This window comes from Shewanella sp. GutDb-MelDb, from assembly GCF_002836075.1.
Classification (GTDB): domain Bacteria; phylum Pseudomonadota; class Gammaproteobacteria; order Enterobacterales; family Shewanellaceae; genus Shewanella.
Genome location: NZ_PJBM01000175.1, coordinates 1 through 24,332, shown reverse-complemented (window position 1 = coordinate 24,332; position 24,332 = coordinate 1). Strand labels below are relative to the sequence as shown.

23 protein-coding genes are annotated in these 24,332 nt (G+C 42.6%); 6 read left to right on the top strand and 17 right to left on the bottom strand.

Translation table 11 applies throughout. From position 1 onward, the window contains the following. From lpxA to rpsB, 13 genes are all read right to left on the bottom strand, one after another. Nucleotides 1–768, bottom strand: a 768-nt coding sequence (gene lpxA, locus CXF82_RS08695) for an acyl-ACP--UDP-N-acetylglucosamine O-acyltransferase (protein WP_102044037.1), incomplete at its 3' end; no start/stop codon positions are given. Continuing rightward, nucleotides 765–1,226, bottom strand: coding sequence for a 3-hydroxyacyl-ACP dehydratase FabZ (fabZ, locus tag CXF82_RS08690; protein WP_101092742.1), 462 nt, complete (start codon nucleotides 1,224–1,226; stop codon nucleotides 765–767). The genes fabZ and lpxA, both read right to left, overlap by 4 nt. 38 nt (nucleotides 1,227–1,264) lie before the next feature. Beyond that, complete coding sequence (gene lpxD, locus CXF82_RS08685) at nucleotides 1,265–2,281, bottom strand: UDP-3-O-(3-hydroxymyristoyl)glucosamine N-acyltransferase (RefSeq protein WP_102039354.1); 1,017 nt, start codon at nucleotides 2,279–2,281, stop codon at nucleotides 1,265–1,267. A gap of 4 nt (nucleotides 2,282–2,285) precedes the next feature. After that, nucleotides 2,286–2,783 (bottom strand): OmpH/Skp family outer membrane protein, encoded by a 498-nt coding sequence (locus tag CXF82_RS08680; RefSeq protein ID WP_101092873.1) that lies wholly within the window; start codon nucleotides 2,781–2,783, stop codon nucleotides 2,286–2,288. A gap of 59 nt (nucleotides 2,784–2,842) precedes the next feature. Further along, a complete protein-coding gene (bamA, locus tag CXF82_RS08675) occupies nucleotides 2,843–5,326 on the bottom strand; it encodes an outer membrane protein assembly factor BamA (RefSeq protein WP_102039353.1) in 2,484 nt (827 codons plus the stop codon). Nucleotides 5,327–5,357: 31 nt separating this feature from the next. Next, nucleotides 5,358–6,728 carry a sigma E protease regulator RseP gene (gene rseP, locus CXF82_RS08670; protein ID WP_102044036.1) on the bottom strand — a complete coding sequence of 457 codons (1,371 nt, stop codon included), beginning with the start codon at nucleotides 6,726–6,728 and terminating at the stop codon, nucleotides 5,358–5,360. Between the two features lie 14 nt (nucleotides 6,729–6,742). Continuing rightward, on the bottom strand, nucleotides 6,743–7,933 hold the full coding sequence (ispC, locus tag CXF82_RS08665) for a 1-deoxy-D-xylulose-5-phosphate reductoisomerase (RefSeq protein ID WP_102039351.1): 1,191 nt from the start codon (nucleotides 7,931–7,933) through the stop codon (nucleotides 6,743–6,745). 4 nt (nucleotides 7,934–7,937) lie between these two features. Next, a complete protein-coding gene (locus CXF82_RS08660) occupies nucleotides 7,938–8,795 on the bottom strand; it encodes a phosphatidate cytidylyltransferase (protein ID WP_102039350.1) in 858 nt (285 codons plus the stop codon). 21 nt (nucleotides 8,796–8,816) lie between these two features. After that, complete coding sequence (gene uppS / locus CXF82_RS08655) at nucleotides 8,817–9,617, bottom strand: polyprenyl diphosphate synthase (RefSeq protein WP_101092730.1); 801 nt, start codon at nucleotides 9,615–9,617, stop codon at nucleotides 8,817–8,819. Between the two features lie 183 nt (nucleotides 9,618–9,800). Then, nucleotides 9,801–10,358, bottom strand: coding sequence for a ribosome recycling factor (gene frr / locus CXF82_RS08650; protein WP_101092728.1), 558 nt, complete (start codon nucleotides 10,356–10,358; stop codon nucleotides 9,801–9,803). Between the two features lie 271 nt (nucleotides 10,359–10,629). Further along, nucleotides 10,630–11,358, bottom strand: coding sequence for a UMP kinase (gene pyrH / locus CXF82_RS08645; RefSeq protein ID WP_101092725.1), 729 nt, complete (start codon nucleotides 11,356–11,358; stop codon nucleotides 10,630–10,632). A 148-nt stretch (nucleotides 11,359–11,506) separates the two neighbouring features. Next, entirely contained in the window at nucleotides 11,507–12,355 is an 849-nt protein-coding gene (gene tsf, locus CXF82_RS08640; protein WP_101092724.1) for a translation elongation factor Ts, read from the bottom strand. A 118-nt stretch (nucleotides 12,356–12,473) separates the two neighbouring features. Further along, nucleotides 12,474–13,202: a 30S ribosomal protein S2 gene (gene rpsB / locus CXF82_RS08635; protein WP_101092723.1), complete on the bottom strand. Its 729-nt coding sequence runs from the start codon at nucleotides 13,200–13,202 to the stop codon at nucleotides 12,474–12,476. Between the two features lie 126 nt (nucleotides 13,203–13,328). Between rpsB and map the strand changes: the two genes are divergently transcribed. The 4 genes from map to CXF82_RS08615 all read left to right on the top strand — a co-directional run bounded on the left by map (nucleotide 13,329) and on the right by CXF82_RS08615 (nucleotide 18,481). Further along, entirely contained in the window at nucleotides 13,329–14,300 is a 972-nt protein-coding gene (gene map / locus CXF82_RS08630) for a type I methionyl aminopeptidase (protein WP_374702363.1), read from the top strand. 210 nt (nucleotides 14,301–14,510) lie between these two features. Then, nucleotides 14,511–17,066 (top strand): bifunctional uridylyltransferase/uridylyl-removing protein GlnD, encoded by a 2,556-nt coding sequence (gene glnD, locus CXF82_RS08625; RefSeq protein ID WP_101092721.1) that lies wholly within the window; start codon nucleotides 14,511–14,513, stop codon nucleotides 17,064–17,066. A 34-nt stretch (nucleotides 17,067–17,100) separates the two neighbouring features. After that, entirely contained in the window at nucleotides 17,101–17,925 is an 825-nt protein-coding gene (dapD, locus tag CXF82_RS08620) for a 2,3,4,5-tetrahydropyridine-2,6-dicarboxylate N-succinyltransferase (RefSeq protein ID WP_102039348.1), read from the top strand. Between the two features lie 214 nt (nucleotides 17,926–18,139). After that, nucleotides 18,140–18,481 (top strand): DUF3718 domain-containing protein, encoded by a 342-nt coding sequence (locus tag CXF82_RS08615; protein ID WP_102044035.1) that lies wholly within the window; start codon nucleotides 18,140–18,142, stop codon nucleotides 18,479–18,481. A 56-nt stretch (nucleotides 18,482–18,537) separates the two neighbouring features. On the opposite strand, the gene purU is transcribed toward CXF82_RS08615, so the two are convergent. The 4 genes from purU to CXF82_RS08595 all read right to left on the bottom strand — a co-directional run bounded on the left by purU (nucleotide 18,538) and on the right by CXF82_RS08595 (nucleotide 21,772). Next, nucleotides 18,538–19,371, bottom strand: coding sequence for a formyltetrahydrofolate deformylase (gene purU, locus CXF82_RS08610; protein WP_102044034.1), 834 nt, complete (start codon nucleotides 19,369–19,371; stop codon nucleotides 18,538–18,540). 478 nt (nucleotides 19,372–19,849) lie between these two features. After that, on the bottom strand, nucleotides 19,850–20,314 hold the full coding sequence (locus CXF82_RS08605; RefSeq protein ID WP_101092717.1) for a flavodoxin: 465 nt from the start codon (nucleotides 20,312–20,314) through the stop codon (nucleotides 19,850–19,852). A 278-nt stretch (nucleotides 20,315–20,592) separates the two neighbouring features. Continuing rightward, nucleotides 20,593–21,417, bottom strand: coding sequence for a tRNA pseudouridine(65) synthase TruC (gene truC / locus CXF82_RS08600; protein ID WP_101092871.1), 825 nt, complete (start codon nucleotides 21,415–21,417; stop codon nucleotides 20,593–20,595). Between the two features lie 25 nt (nucleotides 21,418–21,442). Continuing rightward, nucleotides 21,443–21,772 (bottom strand): YqcC family protein, encoded by a 330-nt coding sequence (locus CXF82_RS08595; protein WP_308303188.1) that lies wholly within the window; start codon nucleotides 21,770–21,772, stop codon nucleotides 21,443–21,445. Between the two features lie 314 nt (nucleotides 21,773–22,086). Here CXF82_RS08595 and CXF82_RS08590 point away from each other — a divergent pair, with 314 nt between their 5' ends. Both CXF82_RS08590 and CXF82_RS08585 read left to right on the top strand, forming a co-directional pair. Further along, entirely contained in the window at nucleotides 22,087–23,100 is a 1,014-nt protein-coding gene (locus tag CXF82_RS08590; RefSeq protein ID WP_102039345.1) for a DUF3549 family protein, read from the top strand. Then, nucleotides 23,097–23,492, top strand: coding sequence for a DUF3301 domain-containing protein (locus tag CXF82_RS08585; RefSeq protein ID WP_101092714.1), 396 nt, complete (start codon nucleotides 23,097–23,099; stop codon nucleotides 23,490–23,492). The genes CXF82_RS08590 and CXF82_RS08585 overlap by 4 nt, the downstream gene beginning before the upstream one ends. Nucleotides 23,493–24,332 lie beyond the last annotated feature (840 nt).

The window sequence follows — 24,332 nt, the reverse complement described above, 5'->3', positions numbered from 1 at the left end:
TCGAACAATGCCTCGTGTCGAGGATGCGATAAAGTCAACCAACAGCTTAACTTGTTCATCGTCAACTGCGGCCTCCTTTAGTTGTTCTACCGCTTCTTCAACGGTTAAACCATTGCGATACAGCGTTTTATATGCACGGCGAACAGCAAGTTGAGATTCTTTAGCGAACCCACGGCGTTTAAGCCCTTCACTATTCAACCCTCTTGGTACAGCGGGTTGACCTGAAGCCATCACAAAAGGCGGCACATCATTAAGAACCAATGAGTAACCCGCCGTAAATGCATGATCACCAATATGCACAAACTGATGCACACCCGTCATGCCACCAAGAATAACCCAGTCACCGACATGTACATGCCCAGCAATTGAAGCATTATTAGCCATAATTACATTATTACCTACCACACAGTCGTGCGCGATGTGCACATAAGCCATGAACAGGTTATTTGAACCAATACGTGTTTCCCAATTATCTTGAGTCGTACCACGATGTATCGTTACTGATTCACGAATAACGTTGTTATCGCCAATGATAAGACGGGTTGCTTCACCCGCAAATTTCTTATCTTGGCAATCTTCACCCACGGAGGCAAATTGATAAAATTTGTTACCTTTGCCAATAACTGTTGGGCCTTTCACCACAACGTGCGAACTAAACCAACAGTCGTCACCGACTTCAACGTCTGCGCCAATATAGGTCCAAGGACCTATGGTGACATTGTTGCCAATCTTGGCATCTGGATGGATATAAGCTAATTTATCGATCACTTAGAAATCTCTCTACGAGCACACATAATTTCGGCTGAACAAACAACCACGCCATCCACTTTGGCTTCACCGGTAAATACGCCGATCCCGCGACGCTCTTTAATCATTTTCACTTCAAAATGCAGCTGATCGCCTGGCTCAACAACACGTTTGAAACGCGCTTTGTCAATACCCGCAAAATAGTATAGTGCATTAGAAGAAGGTTCATCACTCATCGTCTTGAATGCTAAGAGCCCTGTGGCTTGCGCCATGGCTTCTAAAATCAATACACCTGGCATCACTGGCTGAACCGGGAAATGTCCCTGAAAAAATGGCTCATTAATAGTGACGTTTTTGATAGCATGCAAGGATTCACCCGGAGTGTAATCCAATACTCTATCAATCAATAAAAACGGATATCTATGAGGCAAAAACTTTAGGATCTCTTTGATATCCATTGTATTCAATTGATTTGACACGAAACTTATTCCTTAACCTGCACACGGCAGCTATTCATTTACTTTACGTTTTTCTCTAGCATCTTAACGCGCTGAAAAAGCCCATCAAGCTGTCTAAAGCGAACTGTGTTTTTACGCCACACCTTGTTATCCATGGCGACGGTCGCTGAAGAATAGACTCCACGCTCACGGATAATACTGGTGATATTGGTGCTGCCAGTAATATGGACACCATCACAAATACTCAAATGACCTGAAATTGCACAATTACCACCAATAATACAATGTTTACCAATAGTGACACTACCTGCAACAACGGTACACCCCGCAATAGCGGTATTAGCACCAATAATATCATTATGTGCAATTTGGACTTGGTTATCTAAAATAACCCCGTCGTGAATTTCTGTATGGTCTATTGCACCACGGTCAATGGTCGTATTAGCACCGATCTCAACTCGATCGCCAATGCGTACTCCGCCCGTTTGTGGAATTTTAATCCACTGGCCTCGCTCATTAGCATAACCAAATCCATCAGAGCCTAATATAGCCCCCGAATGAATGATGCAGTCTTGGCCTAAATGCACATTATGGTAAACAGTTACGTTAGCCCATAATAAGGTGTTAGAGCCAATAATACTGTCTTGACCAATCACGCTTCCGGCGCCTACTTGCACATTATTCCCAAGAACAACATTGTCACCAATAACCGCATTAGCACCAATCGCAACGTTATCTCCTAGCATAGCAGAAGCTGCTATTTGTGCTGAAGGATGGATATTGTCAGCCGCCTTTGGAGTGGTATCGAGCAGTTGTGCAATGCGCGCAAAACCAACATAAGGGTCTTTAAGTAAGATGGCATTGCCGTTAAAACCTTCGGCATCTGCAGGCGTCATCAAGATCGCCGACGCAGCTGTTGTTTCCAGCTGCGAGCGATATTTTGCATTCGCCAAAAAAGAGATTTGACCTAAACCTGCACCGGCCAAAGTGCCGACAGTTGAAATCTCAACTGAATCGTCACCTTGAACATCTGCATTTAAATGGTCAGCCAGTACTCTTAAAGTATAGCTTTTCATCTATTTACTTGCCTTTACCGAGTGCTTCAACAACCTTGTTGCTGATATCAGCAGATGGCTTAACGTAGATAACTGCGCCACGTTGTAACACCATGTCATACTGTTCTTTTTCAGCAATGGTGTTGATTGTCTTTTGAACTTCAAGCAACAACTTATTTTGCTCTTCACCGTTACGACGACGCATATCTTCGTCCAGCGCTTTACCTTTAAGTTGTAGCTCAGCTTTTATTGATTCCATTTTACGAACCATATCAGTCTTCTGAGAGTCACTCATTAATGCTGCATCACGTTGTTGCTTTTCAAGCAAACCACGTAACTCTTCTTGCATCTTTTGTACTGCGGCAACACGGTCACCAAATTCAGCTTTCAAGGTCTCGTTAACCTGTTCGCGCTGAGGTAGCTGCTCAAATACAGCTTGCATATCAACTACTGCGATTTTTTCAGCGTGCGCTGCTAGTGGTGCACCTAAAAGAACCAATACCATCATTGCGCGATTTAACATCTTATTCAAAACATACTCCTTTATCTCAGCAAAACTTGCCGATTACATTTAAATTATTTTTAGAAAGTTTTACCAATATTGAATGAGAAGATCTCTGTTTCATCATCCTCATACTCCTTGATTGGCCATGCAAGACTAAACACCATAGGACCCATCGGTGATAACCATTGCACACTCATACCCCAAGAGGCACGAATACGATTCGGATCGCTATAATCTTCAAGTTTATCAAACTCTTCAACAGGAAGATAACGATACGACTCATAGTCAAACTCAGTATCCCATACGTTACCCGCATCCACAAAGAAGCTTGTGCGTACCGAGTTGGTATACGCTTCATCTAAGAATGGCGTAGGGACAATTAATTCTAAACTGGCTGTCGCAATCGCATTACCACCGATTGAGCGACCCGAGCTAACTTGAATTTGATTTGGGTCACCGGGTAATGAGCAACCACTACCAGATGGATCTGGCGAGCAAGGCTCACTGCCACGGTAAAGGTAGAAAGAACGAGGACCTACCGAATTCGATTTAAAGCCACGTAATGAACTACTTCCGCCTGAGTAATAGTTTTCCCAGAACGGTAGGATTTGGTCGTTATTATTAAACTGACCATAACCGTTACCATAACCTAAACGACCACGTGCCAACACGACGAAACTCTGGCTTCGATTAATTGGAAAGTAGAAGTTAGTATCAAAATCGGCTTTAAAATATTGTAGATCAGAACCAGGAACCGTCATTTTACCATTTAGACGTTGCGATGAACCGTCTGATGGAAAAGTACCACGGTTCAAGTTACTACGTGACCAACCTAGGTTCATCTCAAAGTTATCGAAACTCAATCCAGCATTTGGATCGTCCGAGTCCCGGTAAATATCATAGAAACGAATGGCTTGCTCGTATGCAGAAATCTCTGAAATTTCGTTATGACGATAACCAATACCACCGTTTATGCGGTTATATTCATTAATAGGGAAGCCTGAGTTTAATGAAATACCATAGGAGCTGTTTTTATAGGCTTCAAGGTTAGCTTCATCGGCATCAAACTCACTCCAATAAATACTTCCACCGAGGCTGACGCCATCTTTAGTAAAGTAAGGATCGGTAAATGACAGGTTAACGTTCTTAGAATACTTGTTGGTATTCAAGTTAATACCCGCTTGATTACCTGTACCTAAGAAGTTGCTCTGTTGCACACCAAACTGCAAGCTAAGACCCGATTCAGTACCGTAACCAACACCGGCGTTAAACGAGCCTGATGGCTGTTCTTTAACGTTAAATGCGACATCGACTAAATCGTCAGTACCTGGGACCTGCACGGTTTCTGTATCTACGGTTTCAAAGTAACCCAAACGGTTAAGGTTAGACTTTGATAATTCTACTTGAGCAGAGTTTAACCAAGCACCTTCCATTTGACGTAATTGACGACGCATTACTTCATCTTTAGTAACAGTATTACCAGAGAAGTTTATATTACGCACGTAAACACGTTTACCCGGTTTAACATTGATGTTTAACGTCACTTCTTTTGTTTCGTCATCAATCTCAGGGTAAGTCTTCACTTCTGGATAAGCGTAACCATAACGGCCAAGATATTTACCGTACATCTCTTCGGTAAATGTCACATCGCCGCCGTTATACATATCGCCTTCTTTGATAGGTAAAATGGCTTGAAGTAACTTCTCGCGCCCCATCAAATCACCAGTTAAGTTAACGTCTTTAACTTTATACTGTTCGCCTTCATCAACATTAATAGTGATATAAAGACCTTTACGGTCTGGCGTCATGGCGACCTGAGTTGAAGTCACATCAAATCGAATATAACCACGGTTCTGATAATAGGTTTTAATGGTTTCTAAATCGGCTTGTAGTTTCTGCTTCTGATAGCGACGTTCGCCAAACAGATCCCACCACGCAACGTAATCTTTAAGCCCAAGCATACCAATAAGCTCTTCATCGCTAAATTCGCTATTACCAACAACGTTGATCTGACGAATTTCGGCGGCAAGCCCTTCGGTAAACGTAAACTTAAGTTCGACGCGATTACGCGGTAGATTTACAATTTCCGCTTTGACTTTAGCGCCGTACTTACCGACGCCATAATAAAAGTCTTGTAGACCTTTTTCGATGCCAGATAGCATGGTGCGGTCGAGTGACTCACCAATCTTAACACCGGAACCGTCAAGGCTTTCTTGCAACTGTTCATCTTTAATATCTTTGTTACCTTCAAAGGTAACAGAGCTAATTGTCGGTCTTTCAGTGACTTTCACCACCAAAACATTACCGTCGCGTAACACTTCAATTTTTTCGAAGTTAGTTGACGCGTACAAGCTCTTAATCGCTTGCTGCAATTTTAATTGATCAACAGTGTCACCTACCTTAACTGGTAGATTTAGCAGAGCTGCACCCAGTGCGACTCGCTGTAAACCTTCAACTTGGATATCAGTTACTTCAAAAGGTTGGAATGTATCTGCCCAACCGTTCCCTGAAAAAGACGCTCCGACTAATAACATCGAGGCAAAAATTTTATTCAATCTCATAGAGCACTTCTAATTATTTGTCTGTCCTTGATCAGAGTCGGGAAAAGTCATTGAAGAGCGCTACACTCATCAACGTCAACAGCATAGCTGCCCCAATTCTGAATCCAATTTCCTGAACCTTTTCAGGTACAGGCCTGCCTGTAATCACTTCAACGAAGTAATACAAAAGGTGTCCTCCATCTAGCACTGGCAAAGGCAAAAGATTAATAATGCCTAAGTTCACGCTAATCAAAGCAAGAAAACCTAAAAAGTAAACCAATCCGACATTAGCACTATTTCCTGCACCTTGTGCAATAGAAATAGGCCCACTCAGATTTTTAACCGAAATATCACCAGTTAATAACTTGCCGATCATCTTAATGCTGACGGAGACAAGTTGCCATGTTTTATCCACTGCAATTGGAAAAGAGTCTATAAACCCATATTCTAGTTGTAACTTCATGTTTTCTGGCCAAGGTTCAGATGTCGGAGCAACCCCAATCACACCTTCAATTTGACCAGCAGCGTTTTCACGTGACTTAGGTGTCACCTTTAGTGTTAGCTGCTCGCCATCTCTTCTCACCGTGAGATCGACACTTTTATTTGCTGATTGCTGAATTAGGTTAACAAATTGTGTCCACTCGGTATACCGCTCACCATCAACAGCTACTAATATATCGCCCACTTCAATGCCGGCAAGCCCTGCGGCTCCATCTTCACTGACTAACGCCAGTGTAGGCAAAATTTGTGGACGGTACATCCCCAAACCAATAGCCGTTATCGGTAATTCTTTTTCTGGATCGAATCTCCACTCACTCGTGTCTAAAGTGTATGTTTGCTCCCCTGAAAGAGTGCCTTCTAGGCGACTTAGCGGTGCAACAGAAATGTTGACTTGCTTATCACCTATGTGACCAGCAAGTGCGAGATTAACTTCTTCCCAGTCCTTAACTTTTTGTCCGCCGACAGACAGCACTTGTAATGGCTCTTTTACAATTATTTGTGCTGCTGGAGAGCCAACTATCGTAGAGTCAATAATCGGTTTAATTGCTGGTACGCCAATAAGATACATGGCATAGAGCGCGATAATGGCGAAAATGAAGTTTGCTATTGGGCCGGCACTGACAATAGCAATGCGTTGCCAAACATTTTTGCGGTTAAAGGCTTGATCTTTTAACGCTTCTGGCACGTCATCGACACGCTCATCAAGCATTTTTACGTAGCCACCAAGAGGGATCATTGCTAACACATATTCAGTGCCATCTTTACCCGTTCGGCGAAAAATCGCTTTACCAAAACCAATTGAAAAGCGCTCTACCTTAACACCACATTTTCTAGCCACCCAAAAATGACCATACTCATGCGCGGCGATTAAAATACCGAGTGCAACAATAAAAGAACCTAGGTTCCAAAAAAAATCTATCATTCCCTTCCTTTGAACTAATTGAGCTTGCTAACCGCTTCGAATGCATATCGACGAGACTGACTATCGAGCGCCATAATATCGTCAATATTGGTTAATGAATCAGCTGTTACTTGCTTTAAGCTCTGTTCATTGATGATTGCTATATCGGTAAAACGTATCTTGCCATCTAAAAACGCTTGCACTGCAATTTCATTGGCAGCATTTATCACTGTGGTCGCTTCTTGTCCTTGGTGACAAGCCTCTATCGCTAACGCCAAACAAGGGAAACGATTAAAATCAGGTTCTAAGAAGCTTAACTGTCCGACTTTGAAAAAGTCTAAAGGTTCAACTCCTGAGTTAATTCTCTGTGGAAAAGACATACAATGAGCAATCGGAGTACGCATATCTGGGTTACCCAATTGCGCGATAACTGAGCCATCACGGTACTGCACCATAGAGTGAATCAGGCTTTGTGGATGAATAACCACTTTTATCTGATCAGCACGAGCATTAAATAGCCAACGTGCTTCTATATATTCCAAGCCTTTATTCATCATGCTCGCTGAGTCGACAGAAATCTTCCGCCCCATCGACCAATTAGGATGTTTACAAGCTTGCGCCGGAGTCATCGATGAGAGTGTTGAAAGTTCAGATGTCAAAAAAGGTCCACCGGACCCTGTTAGCAAGATGTGTGACACACCAGCATCATTTAAATCACATCGACCAATCTCAAGCTGAGTGCGTTCAGATAAACATTGAAAAATGGCATTGTGCTCACTATCGACAGGTAAGACTTGTGCGCCAGATGTTTGCATCGCGTTAATAAAGAGTTCACCAGACATCACCAGTGACTCTTTATTCGCCAGTAACACTCGCTTACCGGCTTTAACCGCTGCGAGGGTTGACGGCAATCCTGCCGCGCCGACAATCGCCGCCATGACAGTATCAACTTCAGCGCTGCTCACAAGAGAAAAAAGTTCATCTTCGCCTGTTGTCACTTCAACGGCTAAATGGCTAGGTAGCTGCTGTTTAAGCTCACTAGCCGCTTTGGCATCAACCATATGGGCAACCTTAGGGCGATGCTTAATACAAATCTCGAGCATTTTTTCGACATTGGTATTGGCCACTAATGCAAATACACAATATTGCTCTGGATTCGCCTCTACAACGCTTAACGTGCTAGCACCAATAGAACCTGTCGCGCCTAAAATCACCATATTTTGCATACAGTTACATCCAAAAAGCTATATAAATTAAGGTAAATACTGGTAACGCGGCAGTTAAGCTATCAATGCGATCTAATATGCCACCATGACCCGGTAAAATCGTACCTGAGTCCTTGATGTTAGCGACTCGCTTAAACATGCTTTCAGATAGGTCACCAACGGCTGAGGCAATCGCTGTAAATAAAGTCACTGCGATCAATAGGCCTAGCTCTTGTTCAGGCGAGAAATACATTACGCCTGCCACAATCACCATGGTTGTTGCGAGTCCTCCTAATAAACCTTCAATGGTTTTAGCTGGACTAACATTGGGCATCAGTTTTCGCTTACCGAAGGCCTTACCCGCAAAATAAGCACCAGAATCAGTAGCCCAAACAACTAACATCACCAGAAACACAAGCGTGCCGCCGTAGTATGGCGATGCTTCAGTGCTTAACGCTTTAAGAGACAGTAAAGAAACAAAACAGGGGATTAAGGTAAGCTGACCGAACATTGATTTAAGCATGTGGCTCTTTTTCCAGAACCCAGCACCTCGCGGATAGGTAATCACCATCATAAATGAGATAAGCCACCATAGGCCGCCCATCGCTATCACCCCTAAAAATATCGGGTGCATCATGCCTCTAACCCATATTTCGTCAGCGGGCACCATAATATTAAGCGCGATAAGCAACACGCCAATGGTGATGGTAAAGCTCCATTGAGTCATTTCACACTGACTATCAATGATGCGGCCCCATTCCTTACCGGCAATGAGAAAAACGCCCAATAGTGCCCACGAAAAGTACTCAGTTGGCAAACCAAATATGGCGCCAAAAACCAAGGGGATTAACCATATTGCTGTTATTATTCGTTGTTTTAGCAAAAAACTTCCCTCATTTTATTATTACAAAGCGCGAATAGTATCAATTTGATTTCCAGTCAAACCAAAACGGCGCTGTCGGCTAGCAAACTTAACGACGGCATCTTTGAAAGCATCCTCGTCAAAATCTGGCCATAGCGTGTCAGTAAAGACTAACTCTGCGTATGCTGCCTGCCAAAGGACAAAATTACTGATTCGATAATCGCCACCAGTGCGGATCATTAAATCAACTTCAGATTGGTTATGCATGCATAGCTGCTCATTTAACGCTTCTTCGGTGAACTGCTCACTGCTCATTTCACCCGCTTCAACTTTCATCGCTAGCTTTTGTGCTGCTTGCATAATATCCCAGCGACCACCATAGTTAGCCGCTACATTTAACACTAAATCACTATTTCCAGCGGTTCTTTCTTGGGCTGTTGCGATTTGCTTTTGCAGCCGCGCTGAAAAGCGACTTATGTCACCGATAATATTGAGTCGCACGCCATTGTTATCGAGTAACTTCAGCTCTCGTTGCAATACCGTAAAAAACAGCTCCATTAACAAGCTGACCTCTTTATCCGGTCGACGCCAGTTCTCACTGGAGAAGGCAAACAAAGTTAATGACTCAACTCCTAAGGCTCGTGCTGTACTCACCGCACGTCTAACCGCCTTAACACCCGCCTTATGACCAAAGACTCGTGGCTTCCCTTGCGCCTGTGCCCAACGCCCATTGCCATCCATTATGATGGCAACATGCTTAGGTATAGACTGTTTTACCAAAGCAGAAAGCGCTCCTGGTAATGCCTCTGACAAATCAGTGTCAGATTGGGAATCGAATGACATCTATTACAACCCTTAAAATAGACAAACGCCGTGTAGTATAACTCTACACGGCGTCTGAACTCTATAGCCTGTTTCTGTTTCACGCTCAATATTCAATCAACCATTAAGCTTTTAGCCTAAGGCGTGAGCGATAACGTACTACACGTTTTAAGAAAGCGCTATAAACTCTGATGGCGCTCAAAATTAGAACTCCATCAGTTCCTTTTCTTTTGCCGCTAGAATTTCATCTATTTTCTTGATATGTGCATCAGTAAACTTCTGCACTTCATCTTCTGAACGACGAACGTCGTCTTCTGTACATTCTTTATCTTTCTCTAGTGCTTTAACATCAGAGTTTGCATCACGGCGTACATTTCGAACCGCGATACGGCTATTCTCAGCTTCTGCGCGAACAACTTTAATGAGGTCTTTACGACGCTCTTCTGTCAATGCAGGCAGAGGAATACGGATAGTGGCACCGGCAGACATTGGATTCAAACCAAGACCTGAGCTCATGATCGCTTTTTCTACAGCAGCAATCATAGTACGGTCAAATACCGATACGTTGAGTGTGCGAGCATCACCAATAGAAACGCTTGCAACCTGCTTTAGCGGCGTAAGAGAGCCATAATAAGGTACTTTAATAGTATCGAGTAAGCTTGGGTGGGCACGGCCTGTGCGCACTTTAGCCATTTGAGTTATTGTAGACTCGATACATTTGTCCATGCGTGTTTTTGCATCAGTTTTAATTTCATTTATCACGTTATATGTCCTTTTTAGTCACTAGGAGCTAATTGCCTTTTGAGGCCTATTAGACTCGTTTCTTTGCGCCAGACGAGTAAAAATCTGTAAAGCATATAATCAAAACACATCAAGTGTATGATTAAATTACTACACATGCCTTGTCGCGTGTGACAATGTTACCTAGGCTAGCATCTGCTAATGCAGAGTAGCACTCAACCTAGAGTCACATTGTCGAAACCTGTTTACTTACAGCTTGAATACCCACTATGGGCTATAATCACTGCGCTAATTAACCAGCGTTAATGAGTGTGCCTTCTTGCTCGCCCATGATCACGCGACGCAATGCGCCAGGTTTATTCATGTTGAAAACAAGTATTGGCATATTGTGATCTCTGGCCAATGTAAATGCGGCCAAATCCATCACTTTTAATTCTTTGTCGAGTACTTCGTTGTATACCATTTGATCATACTTAACCGCGTCAGGGTTTTTCACTGGGTCATCGGAATAAACGCCATCAACCTTGGTTCCTTTAATCACAATCTCTGCTTCAATTTCAATACCGCGTAAACATGCAGCAGAATCTGTAGTACAGAATGGATTACCGGTACCCGCAGCAAAAATAACGACTCGACCTGACTTTAGCAAACTAATTGCTTCAGCCCAGTTGTAATCATCACAAACACCTTTCAATGGAATTGCTGACATCAAACGTGCATTTACATAAGCACGATGCAATGAATCACGCATCGCCAAACCATTCATAACCGTAGCCAGCATACCCATATGGTCGCCGACAACACGATTCATTCCAGCTTGTGCTAGACCTTCGCCACGAAACAAGTTACCACCACCAATGACAACACCGACTTGAATACCTAATTCGACAAGTTCTTTAATCTCCTGTCCCATGCGATCAAGCACTTTAGGGTCGATGCCGAAGCCTTCTTCACCCATTAGCGCTTCACCACTTAGTTTTAAAAGAACACGGCGATAAGCAGGTTTAGGATTGGTACTCATATTTATTAGTCCTGATAATGGCTTTAGGGAATTGTATACTCAAATAGCCTCACAATGCAGTATTCATCTCTTACATCATAAAGTTATTTCAGTAAATACAATAAGACCGCAGCAGTTGCTACGGTCTTATGTTGACTACAAAAGGAGATTAACCTTTTGTAGAAGCAAGAGTTGCAGCTACTTCAGCAGCAAAATCTTCTACTTTCTTCGCGATACCTTCGCCAACTTCTAAACGAACGAAGTTTGAAACAGAAGCGCCTTTCTCTTTAAGAATAGTGCCAACTGTTTTCTTAGGTTCCATGATGTAAGCTTGGCCAGTAAGAGATATCTCACCAGTAAACTTCTTCATACGACCTAGAACCATTTTCTTAGCAATCTCTTCAGGCTTGCCTTCGTTCATAGCGATTTCGATCTGAAGTGCTTCTTCTTTTGCAACAAGAGCAGCAGGAACATCTTCAGGGTTAACGAATTCAGGCTTTGAAGCAGCAACGTGCATTGCAATGTGCTTTAGAGTCTCTTCGTCAGCTTCACCAGCAACAACAACACCGATGCGCTCACCGTGACGGTAAGTAGCAAGGTTTGCACCATCAATGTACTCGATACGACGTACATTGATGTTTTCACCGATCTTAGTCACAAGTGCAACACGCGTTTCTTCAAACTGTGCTTTCAATTCTTCGATAGTCACTTTAGATGCAACAGCAACTTCTAGAGCGGCGTTAGCAAATGCTAGGAAGCTTGCGTCTTTTGCAACGAAGTCAGTTTGACAGTTAACTTCTAAAAGTGCAGCGAAACCTTCGCCATTCTTAATAAGAATTGTACCTTCAGCAGCGATGTTACCCGCTTTTTTAGCAGCCTTTGCAGCACCGCTCTTACGCATTGCATCAATCGCAAGCTCGATGTCACCATCAGTTTCAGTCAATGCTTTCTTACAGTCCATCATGCCAGCGCCAGTGCGGTCACGAAGTTCTTTAACTTGGGCAGCAGTAATTGCCATTGTTAAATCCTCTACAGATAATTCGTCAAATTCAATAGATATAAAACAGGGGCCAGAGGCCCCTGTTTACCAATCAAGTATCTTGGTTAATAAGGGGAGATGAAAATCATCGACCTTATTATTCAGCTTCTACGAAACCGTCTTGCTCAGCTTGAACAGCTAGGTCTTGGTTACGGCCAGCTTTAGCAGCGGTAGCAACAGACTCAGTGTATAAACGGATCGAACGCATAGCATCATCATTACCAGGAATGATGTAGTTGATACCGTCTGGAGAAGAGTTTGTATCAACAACAGCAACAACTGGAATACCTAAGTTGTTAGCTTCTTTAATCGCAATATGCTCATGGTCAGCACCGATTACGAAGATCACGTCTGGAAGACCAGCCATGTTCTTAATACCACCAAGAGATTTTTCTAGCTTCTCAAGTTCACGAGTACGCATAAGCGCTTCTTTCTTAGTAAGCTTGTCGAAAGTACCATCAATAGCCTGGCTTTCAAGATCTTTAAGACGCTTAATTGATTGACGAACTGTTTTCCAGTTAGTCAACATACCACCTAACCAACGGTGATCGACGTAGAACTGGTCACAAGAAACAGCAGATTCTTTGATAGCTTCGCTCGCAGCACGCTTAGTACCAACGAAAAGAACCTTACCTTTTTTAGAAGCGATGTTGCTAATGAACGCTAATGCTTCATTGAACATAGGCACTGTGTGCTCTAAGTTAATGATATGAACGCCGTTACGTGCGCCAAAGATGAAAGGCTTCATCTTTGGGTTCCAGTAACGTGTTTGGTGACCGAAGTGAACACCGGCTTGAAGCATGTCGCGCATTGAAACTGTAGTCATTTTATTTACCTTTAAATAATTTGGGGGTTAGACCTCCACATATCCCATATCTTCGACCCGGTTAAGGGCACCCCGAAGAACGTGTCGATATGTGTGTGATTTAGTATTTAGCATTAGCCATGTATAATGGCGGCCAGATTAACGCTTAGCTTCCCACATGAAGTGGAACGTCAAGAGTCAACCATAACGGCGCGCTTTATACCATATTTAGAAAAAAAGCACAAATATTTGCGGATTTTTTGCGGTATAATACTTCCAAAGCAAGACGACCAATCAAAAGACATAAGAGACATAAGAATGAGCATAGTAATCAAGACAGCTGAAGAAATTGACAAAATGCGCGTCGCAGGGAAACTTGCAGCCCAAGTACTCGAAATGATTGCACCGCATATTAAAGCAGGTGTGACAACCAACGAACTAAATGAAATTTGCGCAACCTTTACTGAAGATAACGGCGCTATTTCGGCACCACTTGATTACCATGGTTTTCCGAAATCTATATGTACATCAGTGAATAGTGTTATTTGCCACGGTATTCCCAATGACACCGCTCTTGCTGACGGTGACATCCTCAATATCGACATTACTGTGATAGTTGATGGTTACCATGGTGATACTTCAAAGATGTTTTTAATCGGTGATGTTAGCCCTAAAAATGCTCGTCTTTGCCGTATAGCTCAAGAAAGCCTTTATGCTAGTATTAAAAAAGTCCGCCCAGGTATGAAGTTAGGTGAGATTGGCACTTTAATAGAAAAGTTCATTAAATCTAAAAAAACGGGGCTAGAAAAATACAGCATAGTGACCGATTATTGTGGTCACGGTATCGGTGCAGTATTCCATGAAGAACCACAAGTCATGCATTATAAGAATAATGACAAAACTGTGCTTCGCCCAGGTATGTGCTTTACCATCGAGCCAATGATCAATGCTGGACGTCACACCAGTGTCCTCGACAAGAGTGACAACTGGACAGTAACCACATCAGATGGCAAAAACTCTGCACAGTGGGAGCACACATTGCTTGTCACTAAAACCGGTGTCGAAGTGCTTACTTTACGCGAAGAAGAAAAAGATTTACCTCGCATAATTAATCACTAAGCAACTGAATAGAATAAGTTTAATAGGCGTGATTCATCACGCCTACTTTTGTATTAATGAACACCATCGCCAAGCTATCTACTAAGTAAGTTGCCCTTAAGACCTCACTCTTCACAATCCCGATATGATTTATAGTCATAAAGCCCTTCAAATTTAGTTTTTTTGCATAGATAATCACACTAATAAAGTCACGCATTAAAGAAAATAATAATGAATAGTGCCCAAACAGCAAAAAGTGTTCTTATCGATTTAAACTGCACATTATTAGATTCGTTTAATGATAAATCAGATATTCGTGCGATCGTGAGTGAGCGCAGCCAGCATGTCGATGCTCTATTACAGAAAGAGTGGCTTACGCATGGTTTACAAGCATTTCCTATTTCACTCATTGCAGTTGGTGGCTATGGGCGCGGCGAATTACACCCTCAATCCGATGTCGATTTGCTGTTTCTTACCGACGGTGAGTTAACCGTCGATGCTGAACAAGCCTTGAGTGCTTTTATCGCCTTCCTTTGGGATGCGGGTCTAGAAGTCGGTCACAGTGTGCGCTCCATAGATGAAACCCTTTCGCAAGGTCGCTCTGATATTACTATCGCAACCAATCTACTTGAATCTCGCCTACTATGCGGTCCGCAAACACTATTTAACACTCTTTATTATAATATTCGCCAAGATGATTTTTGGTCCAGTAGCGACTTTTATGTCGCTAAACGTGACGAACAAATAGCCCGTCACACTAAAGCCAACGCATTTGATTTGGAGCCCAATTTAAAGAGTTGCCCAGGCGGGTTACGCGATATTCAAACCGTAGCCTGGGTCGCGATGCGGCATTTTAATGCTAACAAGCTAGAAGATCTTGTCGTATATGACTTTCTAGAGCCTCATGAGTTAGCAGAGTTACTCGAATGCCAAGATTTTTTGTGGCAACTGCGCTGCTGCTTACACTTAATATCAGGCAGAGATGAAAACCGACTGTTGTTTGACTTGCAACGACAAGTTGCAGATTTAATGGGATATGAGGACCAAACCCAACTCGCTGTAGAGCAGATGATGAAGCGCTATTACCGCACAGTCAGGCGGGTAATGGAACTTAACCAAATGCTATTGCAACTGTTTAAACGCGCAACGTTAGGCCATATTAAAGCATTAGAAGTCATACCGATTGATAAACAATTCCAGCGACGAGGAGCATTCATAGAAAGTCTTCATCCTGACTTGTTTGATACGCCAGAAAACATTCTTCGATTGTTCCTATGCGTTGCCAAAAATTCTAACGTGAAGTCTATTTACGCGGTGACTTTACGCAGCCTAAGACTGGCCAGAAGAACCCTAACACAACCGCTAATCTGCGATGAACGATGCCGTGAACTCTTTATGGAAATATTGCGTCATCCACGCGGTATTGTATCGCTATCACTCATGCATAACCATGGTATTTTGTCTGCTTATCTACCCGCTTGGAAACGTATCGAAGGACAGATGCAGTTCGATCTTTTTCATGCGTATACCGTAGATGAACACACCCACAGACTGCTACTTAATATCGATCGATTTTCTCAACAAGAGCAGAGAGAAGAGTTTCCGCTTGGTTCGGTACTCATCAACCAGCTGCCTAAAAAAGGTTTACTGGTATTAGCGGCTATTTTTCATGATATTGGTAAAGGTCGTGGTGGCGACCATAGTAAGTTAGGCGCCGTTGATGCTCTGGAGTTTTGTAAACAGCATGGGCTCAACGACCATGATGGACGACTGGTCAGCTGGCTAGTAGAGAACCATCTTGTTATGTCATTCATCGCACAAAGACGCGATATATCAGATCCTGATGTCGTCGGTGATTTTGCCGAAAAAGTCCGTGACACCGTTCACCTCAGCTATCTTTACTGCCTAACAGTGGCGGATATATGTGCCACTAATGAAAAAACCTGGAATAGCTGGAAAGGTTCACTATTACGTGATCTCTATTTTTCAACACAACGGGTATTAGCAAGAGGCAAAGAAAAACCCGTTGATATCAGGGCGCGTGTGCGTGAACACCAAGCTAAAGCTAAAAAGGACCTAATACGCCGTGGTATTAAAGAGAAAGATTTAGATACATTATGGCAACGCTTTAAAGCTGATTACTTCTTGCGTCACCAGCCGAACCAAATAGCATGGCACGCCGAATCAATCATTAAGCACAAAAATGATGAAACCTTAGTATTGATCTCTAAACATACTACCCGAGGCGGCACTGAACTGTTTGTTTATGGTAAAGATAAACCCAAACTATTCGCCACTGTTATGGCAATTTTGGACAATAAAAATATTAATGTGCATGACGCTACAGTCATGATCTCAAAAGATAAGTATGCACTAGACTCTTTTGTTATTTTAGAACAAGATGGCAAGCCAGTTTCGCAGCTATCGCGGATCCAAGGTATTAAGAAAACGTTAATTAAAGCCTTAAGCAGTGATACACCAAAGTTACCAAAATTCAGAAATCTGTCAAGAAAGATGAAACCTTTTAAAGTTGCGACTCAAGTCAGTTTCCCTCCTACCCGTCGTCATGGTACAAGTATGATGGAACTCATTGCATTAGATTCACCAGGCCTACTGGCAAGAGTTGGCGAAGTCTTGTATCGCTGTGAAACTCGATTATTAGCCGCGAAAATATCTACCATAGGTGAGAGAGCAGAAGATTTTTTTCTATTGCAAACTGCCGAAGGCGAGCAGTTAAATGAAGCGCAGCAGATAAGATTACGAGAAGCACTCACCAGTGCACTTTAAACATATTGATAAACAATAATACCGGGAGAAGTAAATGGAGGCTTTACGCCAACGTATAGAGGCGGCTTTTGAAGCTCGCGCTGAAATAACCCCAGCATCAGTAGAACCCAGTGTTCGCGCAGATGTTGAGAAAGTCATTGCAATGCTAGATAAAGGCGAAGCAAGAGTCGCAGAAAAAATTGATGGCGAATGGCATGTTCACCAATGGCTAAAAAAAGCCGTGTTACTTTCATTCCGTATCTTTGATAACGCTGTTATCGATGGCGGCGAAACAAAGTACTACGATAAAGTTCCAATGAAATTTGCCGACTATGATGAAGCTCGCTTCAGAGCAGAAGCTATTCGAGTAGTCCCGCCTGCTGCGGTTCGTAAAGGCTCATTCATTGGTCGTAACACGGTATTGATGCCTTCTTATGTAAACCTAGGCGCCTATGTTGATGAAGGTTCTATGGTAGATACATGGGCGACTGTAGGTTCTTGTGCCCAAATTGGTAAGAATGTACATCTATCAGGTGGTGTCGGAATTGGCGGCGTTTTGGAGCCACTACAAGCCGGTCCTACAATTATTGAAGACAACTGTTTCATTGGCGCACGTTCAGAAATTGTAGAAGGCGTGGTTGTTGAAGAAGGCAGCGTTATCTCAATGGGTGTTTACATCGGCCAGAGTACGCGTATTTTTGATCGTGAGACGGGTGAAGTTCATTATGGTCGAGTTCCTGCAGGCTCTGTCGTAGTTTCTGGTAACCTCCCCTCTAAATGTGGCACATACAGCTTGTATGCCGCTATCATTGTAAAAAAAGTTGATGCTAAGACACGCAGTAAAGTTGGCATTAACGAGCTATTACGCATCGTTGATTAACGTGTTCGATTACGCCATAAAAAACCCACTTTTTAGTGGGTTTTTTTATGCATTGCTAAAATCACTGCTCGAATGAAACATTTTGTTACCCAGAGTCATACAATGATCCAGACTCCACACCTTGATACAGTTCGCTACACAATGGTAACAATATTCTACACGCAATGAGCTTTACTCAATGGAGACCCCAAAAATAGAAGAGTAGGAGCAGGACATGATTAAGTTCTTCGCGATAGCAGGCACCGCGCTAGCAATGACTTTTAGCGCCAATGCAGCAATGACACCTCAAATGGAAACCGCACTCGTATCGGTCTGTAAAGCAGGTGCTAGCAACAGTAACTATCAATTTAACAGCACAATGAAGAGTTACCGCATAAATAAAAGCCGAATATTCCCAAAACTGGTTTGTAATGGTGAATCATTTTATAACTTTGCGCTTAATGCAGGTGCTGATAAAACAGCAGCAAAAATTGCGCCCTATGCTAGAGGTACTGTAACAATTAAGGATATTGCACAAACGGAGCAAGATGACGATCTTTACGTTGTTAATTTTTAAATTATTTTCTCGGCATAAAAAAGAGACAAAAGTCTCTTTTTTATTGACCACGAACACTAAAAAACCACCGTTTTATTCCCGTATACCACCACATCTTCGTTAATGACCAGTTGCAATGCCTTACTGAGTACACTTTTTTCGACATCGCGGCCACATTTCGACAGTGCCTCCACGCTATAACTGTGATCAACAGGGATAACATCTTGCTTAATAATGGGACCTTCATCCAAAGAGTTCGTCACAAAGTGAGCCGTAGCACCGATAATTTTAACGCCTCGCTCCCACGCCTGTCTATACGGTGACGCACCAATAAAAGCGGGCAAAAATGAGTGATGAATATTAATAATCTTATCGGGATATTGGCCCACAAATTCCGGCGTCAATACCCGCATGAATTTAGCGAGTACGACGTAATCGGGTTTATAACCATTGATAACGTCCAACATCGCTTGCTCATGCTCGTTACGAATCATATCTTGATGGCTAATATAATGAAATGGCACATCAAACTTCTCAGTCAAAGGGGCTAACAGATCGTAGTTACCGACAACGGCAACAATCTCAGCATCTAGCGCACCGGAATACGATTTAATCAGCAAGTCACCAATGCAATGTGCCTCTTTAGTCACCATCACCACAATACGTTTTTTGCCGACATCAACCAACTTAGTATGATTTATTGTTGGTAACACGCTCTGTAATTCAGCTACCAAACTAACGGGTTCAAACAGCCCTTCTAGTTCGGTTCGCATAAAAAAACGCCCCTGAGCGTTATCTACGAATTCACTGTTCTTAACGATATTGAGGCCATGGGAAAAGCACACACCCGTGATCTTAGTGATAAGTCCTGGCGCATCGGCACAGTCAATCATCAGTACCTTACGTTCCATAGGTTTTCTCGCGGTCAGATTGCGCATATCTTAAGTGACATGAGCCAAGTTTAATTTAAATGGCTTGATTGATGAAAACAACCTTGGCTAAATAATAAACCGACAAATAGCAAATCGATTATTAAAGTATTAGTTATTTGGCCACTTTAATGAATAACCATCAATCTATAGCGCGAATTGACTCATCAGCGATTGCTACGCCGTTTAATCACTCAATATTGGCACCAAAAATATCGCTATAATCCCGGCAGATATAAGGTAAGTAAGCTGTTCTAGAAAATGTTAAATAATAGAAAATGAGGTGAAATTGGCTTAATAGTCGATTGAGTGAAAGTGAATATTTATACATCTAGAATGTAATGCAACTGACATTTGATGACATCTGTATTTGATGCTCAGTGATCACAGAAGCGTGATCAAGTATTATTTTAGTGACCCGTCGCCAAAGGGTGTCCCTATTTGGCGACGGGTAAAAAAGTTAAGCCGCTAGATCTTTATCAATGAGCTCATTCCAACTAGGCAACCATGCTAACGCCTCGACTTCTGGCTCCATGGTTTCTCCGGCGTCAATCTTTAAGAAATCACCTAAACGTGTTGCGCCAAGCTCTTCGAATAGCGCTGCTAGTTGCTCAGCTGCACCGCAAAAAGTTTCATAACTTGAATCCCCTAATCCTATTACGCCAAACTTGAGTTCCGGCAGATATGGGGCTTTAGACTGCATATCGTAAAACCATGACTGGATCTCATCAGGAAGATCGCCCTGGCCTGTTGTCGAGCATATCAGCAATAGCAATTCATCTTGAGGCGGAACAAAACCTACAAGTTCGTCGCTTTGATACAAAACAGCCTCACGCCCTAAGTCTGTTAATGCCTGTTGTAAAGTTTCTGCGACATATTGCGCACCACCGTAAACTGTTCCAAAAACTAGATTCACTTTTTTCATGTTTTACTTCGCCTAAAAGCCATTTAGTTATATCCTTAACATACTGTATCGATGAACATTGCTGCAAGCAATGCAGCAATTAAAAGTGAATGTGTACGAGGACCAGCCGTAATGAGACACTCTTGCAGACAAAAACACCGTAAACACCTCAATCGTTCAGCACATATTAGAAGAATGTGCTATTTCCATACCGTAAAACAACTAGAATATTTGAAAGCCTCGTATAATAATGAACAAACTTCAACTAATGAGTTAAAAGACAGCTGTAAGCCTACCTCTTAATTATCTGCGACTTGTATGGCATTGTTAGCATTAGACAATGCCTCTTCTTGCCATCCTAGCCCTTCAAACAAGTCTAGCCATTCCTGCTCGAGCTCGGTTTCAATATTAACTCGCTCGCCCGTTCTTGGATGGTTAAAACTGAGTTTTTTAGCTATGAGCCACAATCGATTTACTCCAAAATGATCTCTAAAAAATTTATTCTGCTTACCATCACCATGCGTTGTATCCCCAAGTATAGGGTGGCGTAAATGTGCCATATGACGGCGCAATTGATGTTTACGCCCAGTGTGTGGAGAAAGATGGACCAGTGCGTATCGACTCGTTGCATAACGACCTGAGGCAAAAGGGATCTCGCTATTGAGTATAGGTCGATATGAAGTCACCGCATTTTGCGCGGCTTTATTGGGGTCCACATCTTTATCACCTAAATCGTCCAACTCCACTTTTAGCGCATAGTCTAGGGTTGCAGCGTCATACATATTACCGCGAACAATGGCTAAATATTCTTTATCAATCGTATGAGAAGCAAACTGTTCACACAATGCCTTAGCCATTTCACTGCTTTTAGCAAATAACAATATACCCGATGTGGGCCTGTCTAAGCGATGCACAGGAAAAACATGACACCCCACTTTATCCCGCGTTAGCTGCATAGCAAAAAACCGTTCTCGCCTCGCTAAATAACTGCGGTGAACCAATAAGCCAGCAGGCTTATGAATAGCGACAACATCATCATCTTCAAATAAAATCTCGATATAAGGTGCAGGCTCATCTTCTAGGCCTAACTCTTCAAGCTCAGTAAGCTCTTGCGCCTCATCTATCTCATCTGGTTGGGTTAATTCAGCTTTAGTTTGTTTCACTTAATAGCTCATCTAATTCTGTAATGGTTTTAATTATGCGACAAAATTCAGGTTTGCCAGCCCATACATGTTCCGCCATGGGGGCAATCGCTATCGCTTTTGGTAGCGGCATCGCACTATCTAGTAAATAATGCATTTTAGGGATTAGAATAAATTGCAGCCACTGTTCAAATGCCATGGTATCACAGGCAAACGGCGCGCTACTTTGCATCGCGCTTTCAGACGGTAGAGTGGCACTCCATAATGCAGCAATGACGAGTTCATCATGCAATTTAATAAGCTGTTGTCGGGTCAAATAGGTTAACAAGGCTAACACTCCTGTTGCATGAATAGGCCTGCCAAATGGCCTATACCACTTAGCTTTCTTTCCTTTAGAACATTTTCTGCTGGTTAACTTAGGCTTATAATAAGTACAGATTCACAGGGGGAATTGAGAATGAATAGTACAATTAGAAAGAGCATTTATTAGGCCGTGCTAGCGTAATCTCGTCTTTAGCACCTTCACTTCCAGTGCAATAAACGACTGCCAACTAGAATTTAAACTACTAAATGAAATTTAGCATCAGATCATACCATCTAGCCGCAGTTATCCCTATAATGTGGGTTAATTAATACTGACTCGATAGCGATATGACTGAAATAACGACCCTTAGCCAATTTCTTAAAACGGCCAAAACCCAATTCCAAGTTTATGATATGGGCCGTAGAGTTCAACATATCGATATGGTGGCGTTTCAGCAAATTGAAGCGTTACTCACGCCTTATCCCTCTCCAATTCAGGGACATGCTCAGTTTGCGATTGTCTTTTGGGATGCAAGCCAACAACACTATATTTGGTTTATAAAATTAGCGCTCGATGAACGTGGCTTGCTTTCGCCAGCGCCGCGCACTCAATTCATCAAGATGATAATTGAAGCTTTAGGCAGAGACCCGACCCAACCTTTAACCGATCAGCAGCAAGAGCAACTCGCTAACCACCCTTTTAACTTTAAGCCTTCTCAAGAAAAGTTAGCCGTATTTAACGCGTTAGTGCGAAAACAACTCGGTGAAAAAGCCTCTAGCCAGTATGAATTTGCTCATCAATATTTATCTGGACAACATCCAGCTGAAAACTGGCAAAGCATCGGAATGCAGGGCATTGCAGATGTTTGTGTTAGAGCGGCTGAACTTGATCATCAACAGCATATTAATGCCAGTTTCGATCGCGCGGCAGTAGAAGTACAAATTGCTATGTGCCAGTGCCTAGAGCACCTAACTATCGACGATGAACTCGCAACACAACTTTTCGAAAAGTTTGCTGCAGCTTCCACAGAAAGCCAAGCTTACCTTTTAAGGGCATTAGCATCTCACCCTGAGCAAAGTCAGCAAGCGATCGCTTATTTAGCCAGCTGTAATGGTTTATCCGCAGATATGTTGATTACCATTGCTGCTCGAAATTGGTCAGCGTTAAAAGATGAACCAACTCTCAGTATCTACTTAGAAGCACTTGCCAAACAAGAACAACACTTCTTTAACCAGATTTTTGCTGATATTGTGGCTATTCCATTAATTCGCACACAACTGTTAACTCAATTGCGAAACCCTAACCGAAGTGCAGCGCTTTCTGCAGCTATTGGCGGCTTATTTAAGGTAATTAAAGCATGATGACAGATTTCTTATTAATCGTAGCGGTAGTTGTTATCGCCGCCTTTTTTTGGCAGTTAAGGCAAATGGCGGAAATGAGCCGTACTTTTGCAACCAAAGAGTGCCAAAAACAAAAGGTACAACTGCTTGCCATCGCTCAGGAAACAGCAAAGCCAAGCTTCGGTGGCAGTACTGGTTTCACTTGGAAAGTAAAATACCTATTTGAATTTAGTACCGATGGCATTAATCAATATAGCGGAAGCTTGTGGATGCACGGTAAAAAAATCCACAAAGTACAGTGGCCTATTTTTCCGGAACCTGAATGGCATGATGCACCAGAATCTCGTGGGTCTGTCGGCGGAAGCTGTGGTGGTCGCTCTAAAAGCAATTGTAGTTCTGGTGGGTGTAAGTAACTAGGCTGAGAGTATTCCCAGTCTAGGTTAAACAGGACCCATTGCCTTCATCTTTGCGCTAAAGCACAAATTGGGGGCAAAGAAAAAGCGCGGCTCCATAGGAGACGCGCTTTCGCTATTTCTTTGTAAGCTCATCCTGCTATTTTAATGCTCCTTGCACCATCCATGCGTAACTGTGCTCCCTGCGTCGTCCATGTTCCTTTTCTTTCCTTGTATCTTTCGATACTCATCCCTGTTACTCAGTAATCCTTTTACTAAGCTTGCTCATCCTAAGCGTGTCCAATATCATCCTTGAGAATCCATTCATTCACTATCCGTAGCATCCTACCTTCCTAGGCAGTAAAACTTTCCATCCTGGAATGTTTAACCACTCCTTGGTCGCTCTGGCAATCATTCCTTGAAAGCCTCGTCCTTGATAGTTATCCATATTAAGTGCGGATCCTTCCGTCACTCTTAGATCATCCGAATCTGTAAATCCTTTCTGTCATGCTTCCTTGCACAATCAAATAATAAACTAAAATCCCATAAAAATTGGCTCAATAAGTAACATTTAACATGCAGTCACATTTTAGTCATACAACAATAATAACATAAGCCACTGTTTATAAACTATTTTAAATAAAAACCTACTCGTTACCAGCAAGTAATCAGCCTTATTTCGCACGAAGCTGTAAGAGATCTCTCACATAAATCCGAGCAATTTATCAAAGATAAAAGAAAGGGCGTACCTTTCGGTACGCCCTGATCTAGCTTCTTTTTAGCTTTCCCGCTATATATGTGCTCCCTGCATCATCCTTGCTTAACGTGCATCCTGCATCTTCCTTGTAAATCCATTTATTA

Excerpts from the sequence above, each read along its gene's own strand:
- dapD (WP_102039348.1), top strand. The coding sequence starts at position 17,101 with ATGGAGGCTTTACGCCAACGTATAGAGGCGGCTTTTGAAGCTCGCGCT.
- lpxD (WP_102039354.1), bottom strand. The coding sequence starts at position 2,281 with ATGAAAAGCTATACTTTAAGAGTACTGGCTGACCATTTAAATGCAGAT.
- rpsB (WP_101092723.1), bottom strand. The coding sequence starts at position 13,202 with ATGACTACAGTTTCAATGCGCGACATGCTTCAAGCCGGTGTTCACTTC.
- map (WP_374702363.1), top strand. The coding sequence starts at position 13,329 with ATGGCGGCCAGATTAACGCTTAGCTTCCCACATGAAGTGGAACGTCAA.
- purU (WP_102044034.1), bottom strand. The coding sequence starts at position 19,371 with ATGGAACGTAAGGTACTGATGATTGACTGTGCCGATGCGCCAGGACTT.
- CXF82_RS08590 (WP_102039345.1), top strand. The coding sequence starts at position 22,087 with ATGACTGAAATAACGACCCTTAGCCAATTTCTTAAAACGGCCAAAACC.
- pyrH (WP_101092725.1), bottom strand. The coding sequence starts at position 11,358 with ATGAGTACCAATCCTAAACCTGCTTATCGCCGTGTTCTTTTAAAACTA.
- glnD (WP_101092721.1), top strand. The coding sequence starts at position 14,511 with ATGAATAGTGCCCAAACAGCAAAAAGTGTTCTTATCGATTTAAACTGC.
- ispC (WP_102039351.1), bottom strand. The coding sequence starts at position 7,933 with ATGCAAAATATGGTGATTTTAGGCGCGACAGGTTCTATTGGTGCTAGC.
- CXF82_RS08615 (WP_102044035.1), top strand. The coding sequence starts at position 18,140 with ATGATTAAGTTCTTCGCGATAGCAGGCACCGCGCTAGCAATGACTTTT.
- tsf (WP_101092724.1), bottom strand. The coding sequence starts at position 12,355 with ATGGCAATTACTGCTGCCCAAGTTAAAGAACTTCGTGACCGCACTGGC.
- bamA (WP_102039353.1), bottom strand. The coding sequence starts at position 5,326 with ATGAGATTGAATAAAATTTTTGCCTCGATGTTATTAGTCGGAGCGTCT.
- rseP (WP_102044036.1), bottom strand. The coding sequence starts at position 6,728 with ATGATAGATTTTTTTTGGAACCTAGGTTCTTTTATTGTTGCACTCGGT.
- CXF82_RS08585 (WP_101092714.1), top strand. The coding sequence starts at position 23,097 with ATGATGACAGATTTCTTATTAATCGTAGCGGTAGTTGTTATCGCCGCC.
- CXF82_RS08605 (WP_101092717.1), bottom strand. The coding sequence starts at position 20,314 with ATGAAAAAAGTGAATCTAGTTTTTGGAACAGTTTACGGTGGTGCGCAA.
- uppS (WP_101092730.1), bottom strand. The coding sequence starts at position 9,617 with ATGTCATTCGATTCCCAATCTGACACTGATTTGTCAGAGGCATTACCA.
- CXF82_RS08680 (WP_101092873.1), bottom strand. The coding sequence starts at position 2,783 with ATGTTAAATCGCGCAATGATGGTATTGGTTCTTTTAGGTGCACCACTA.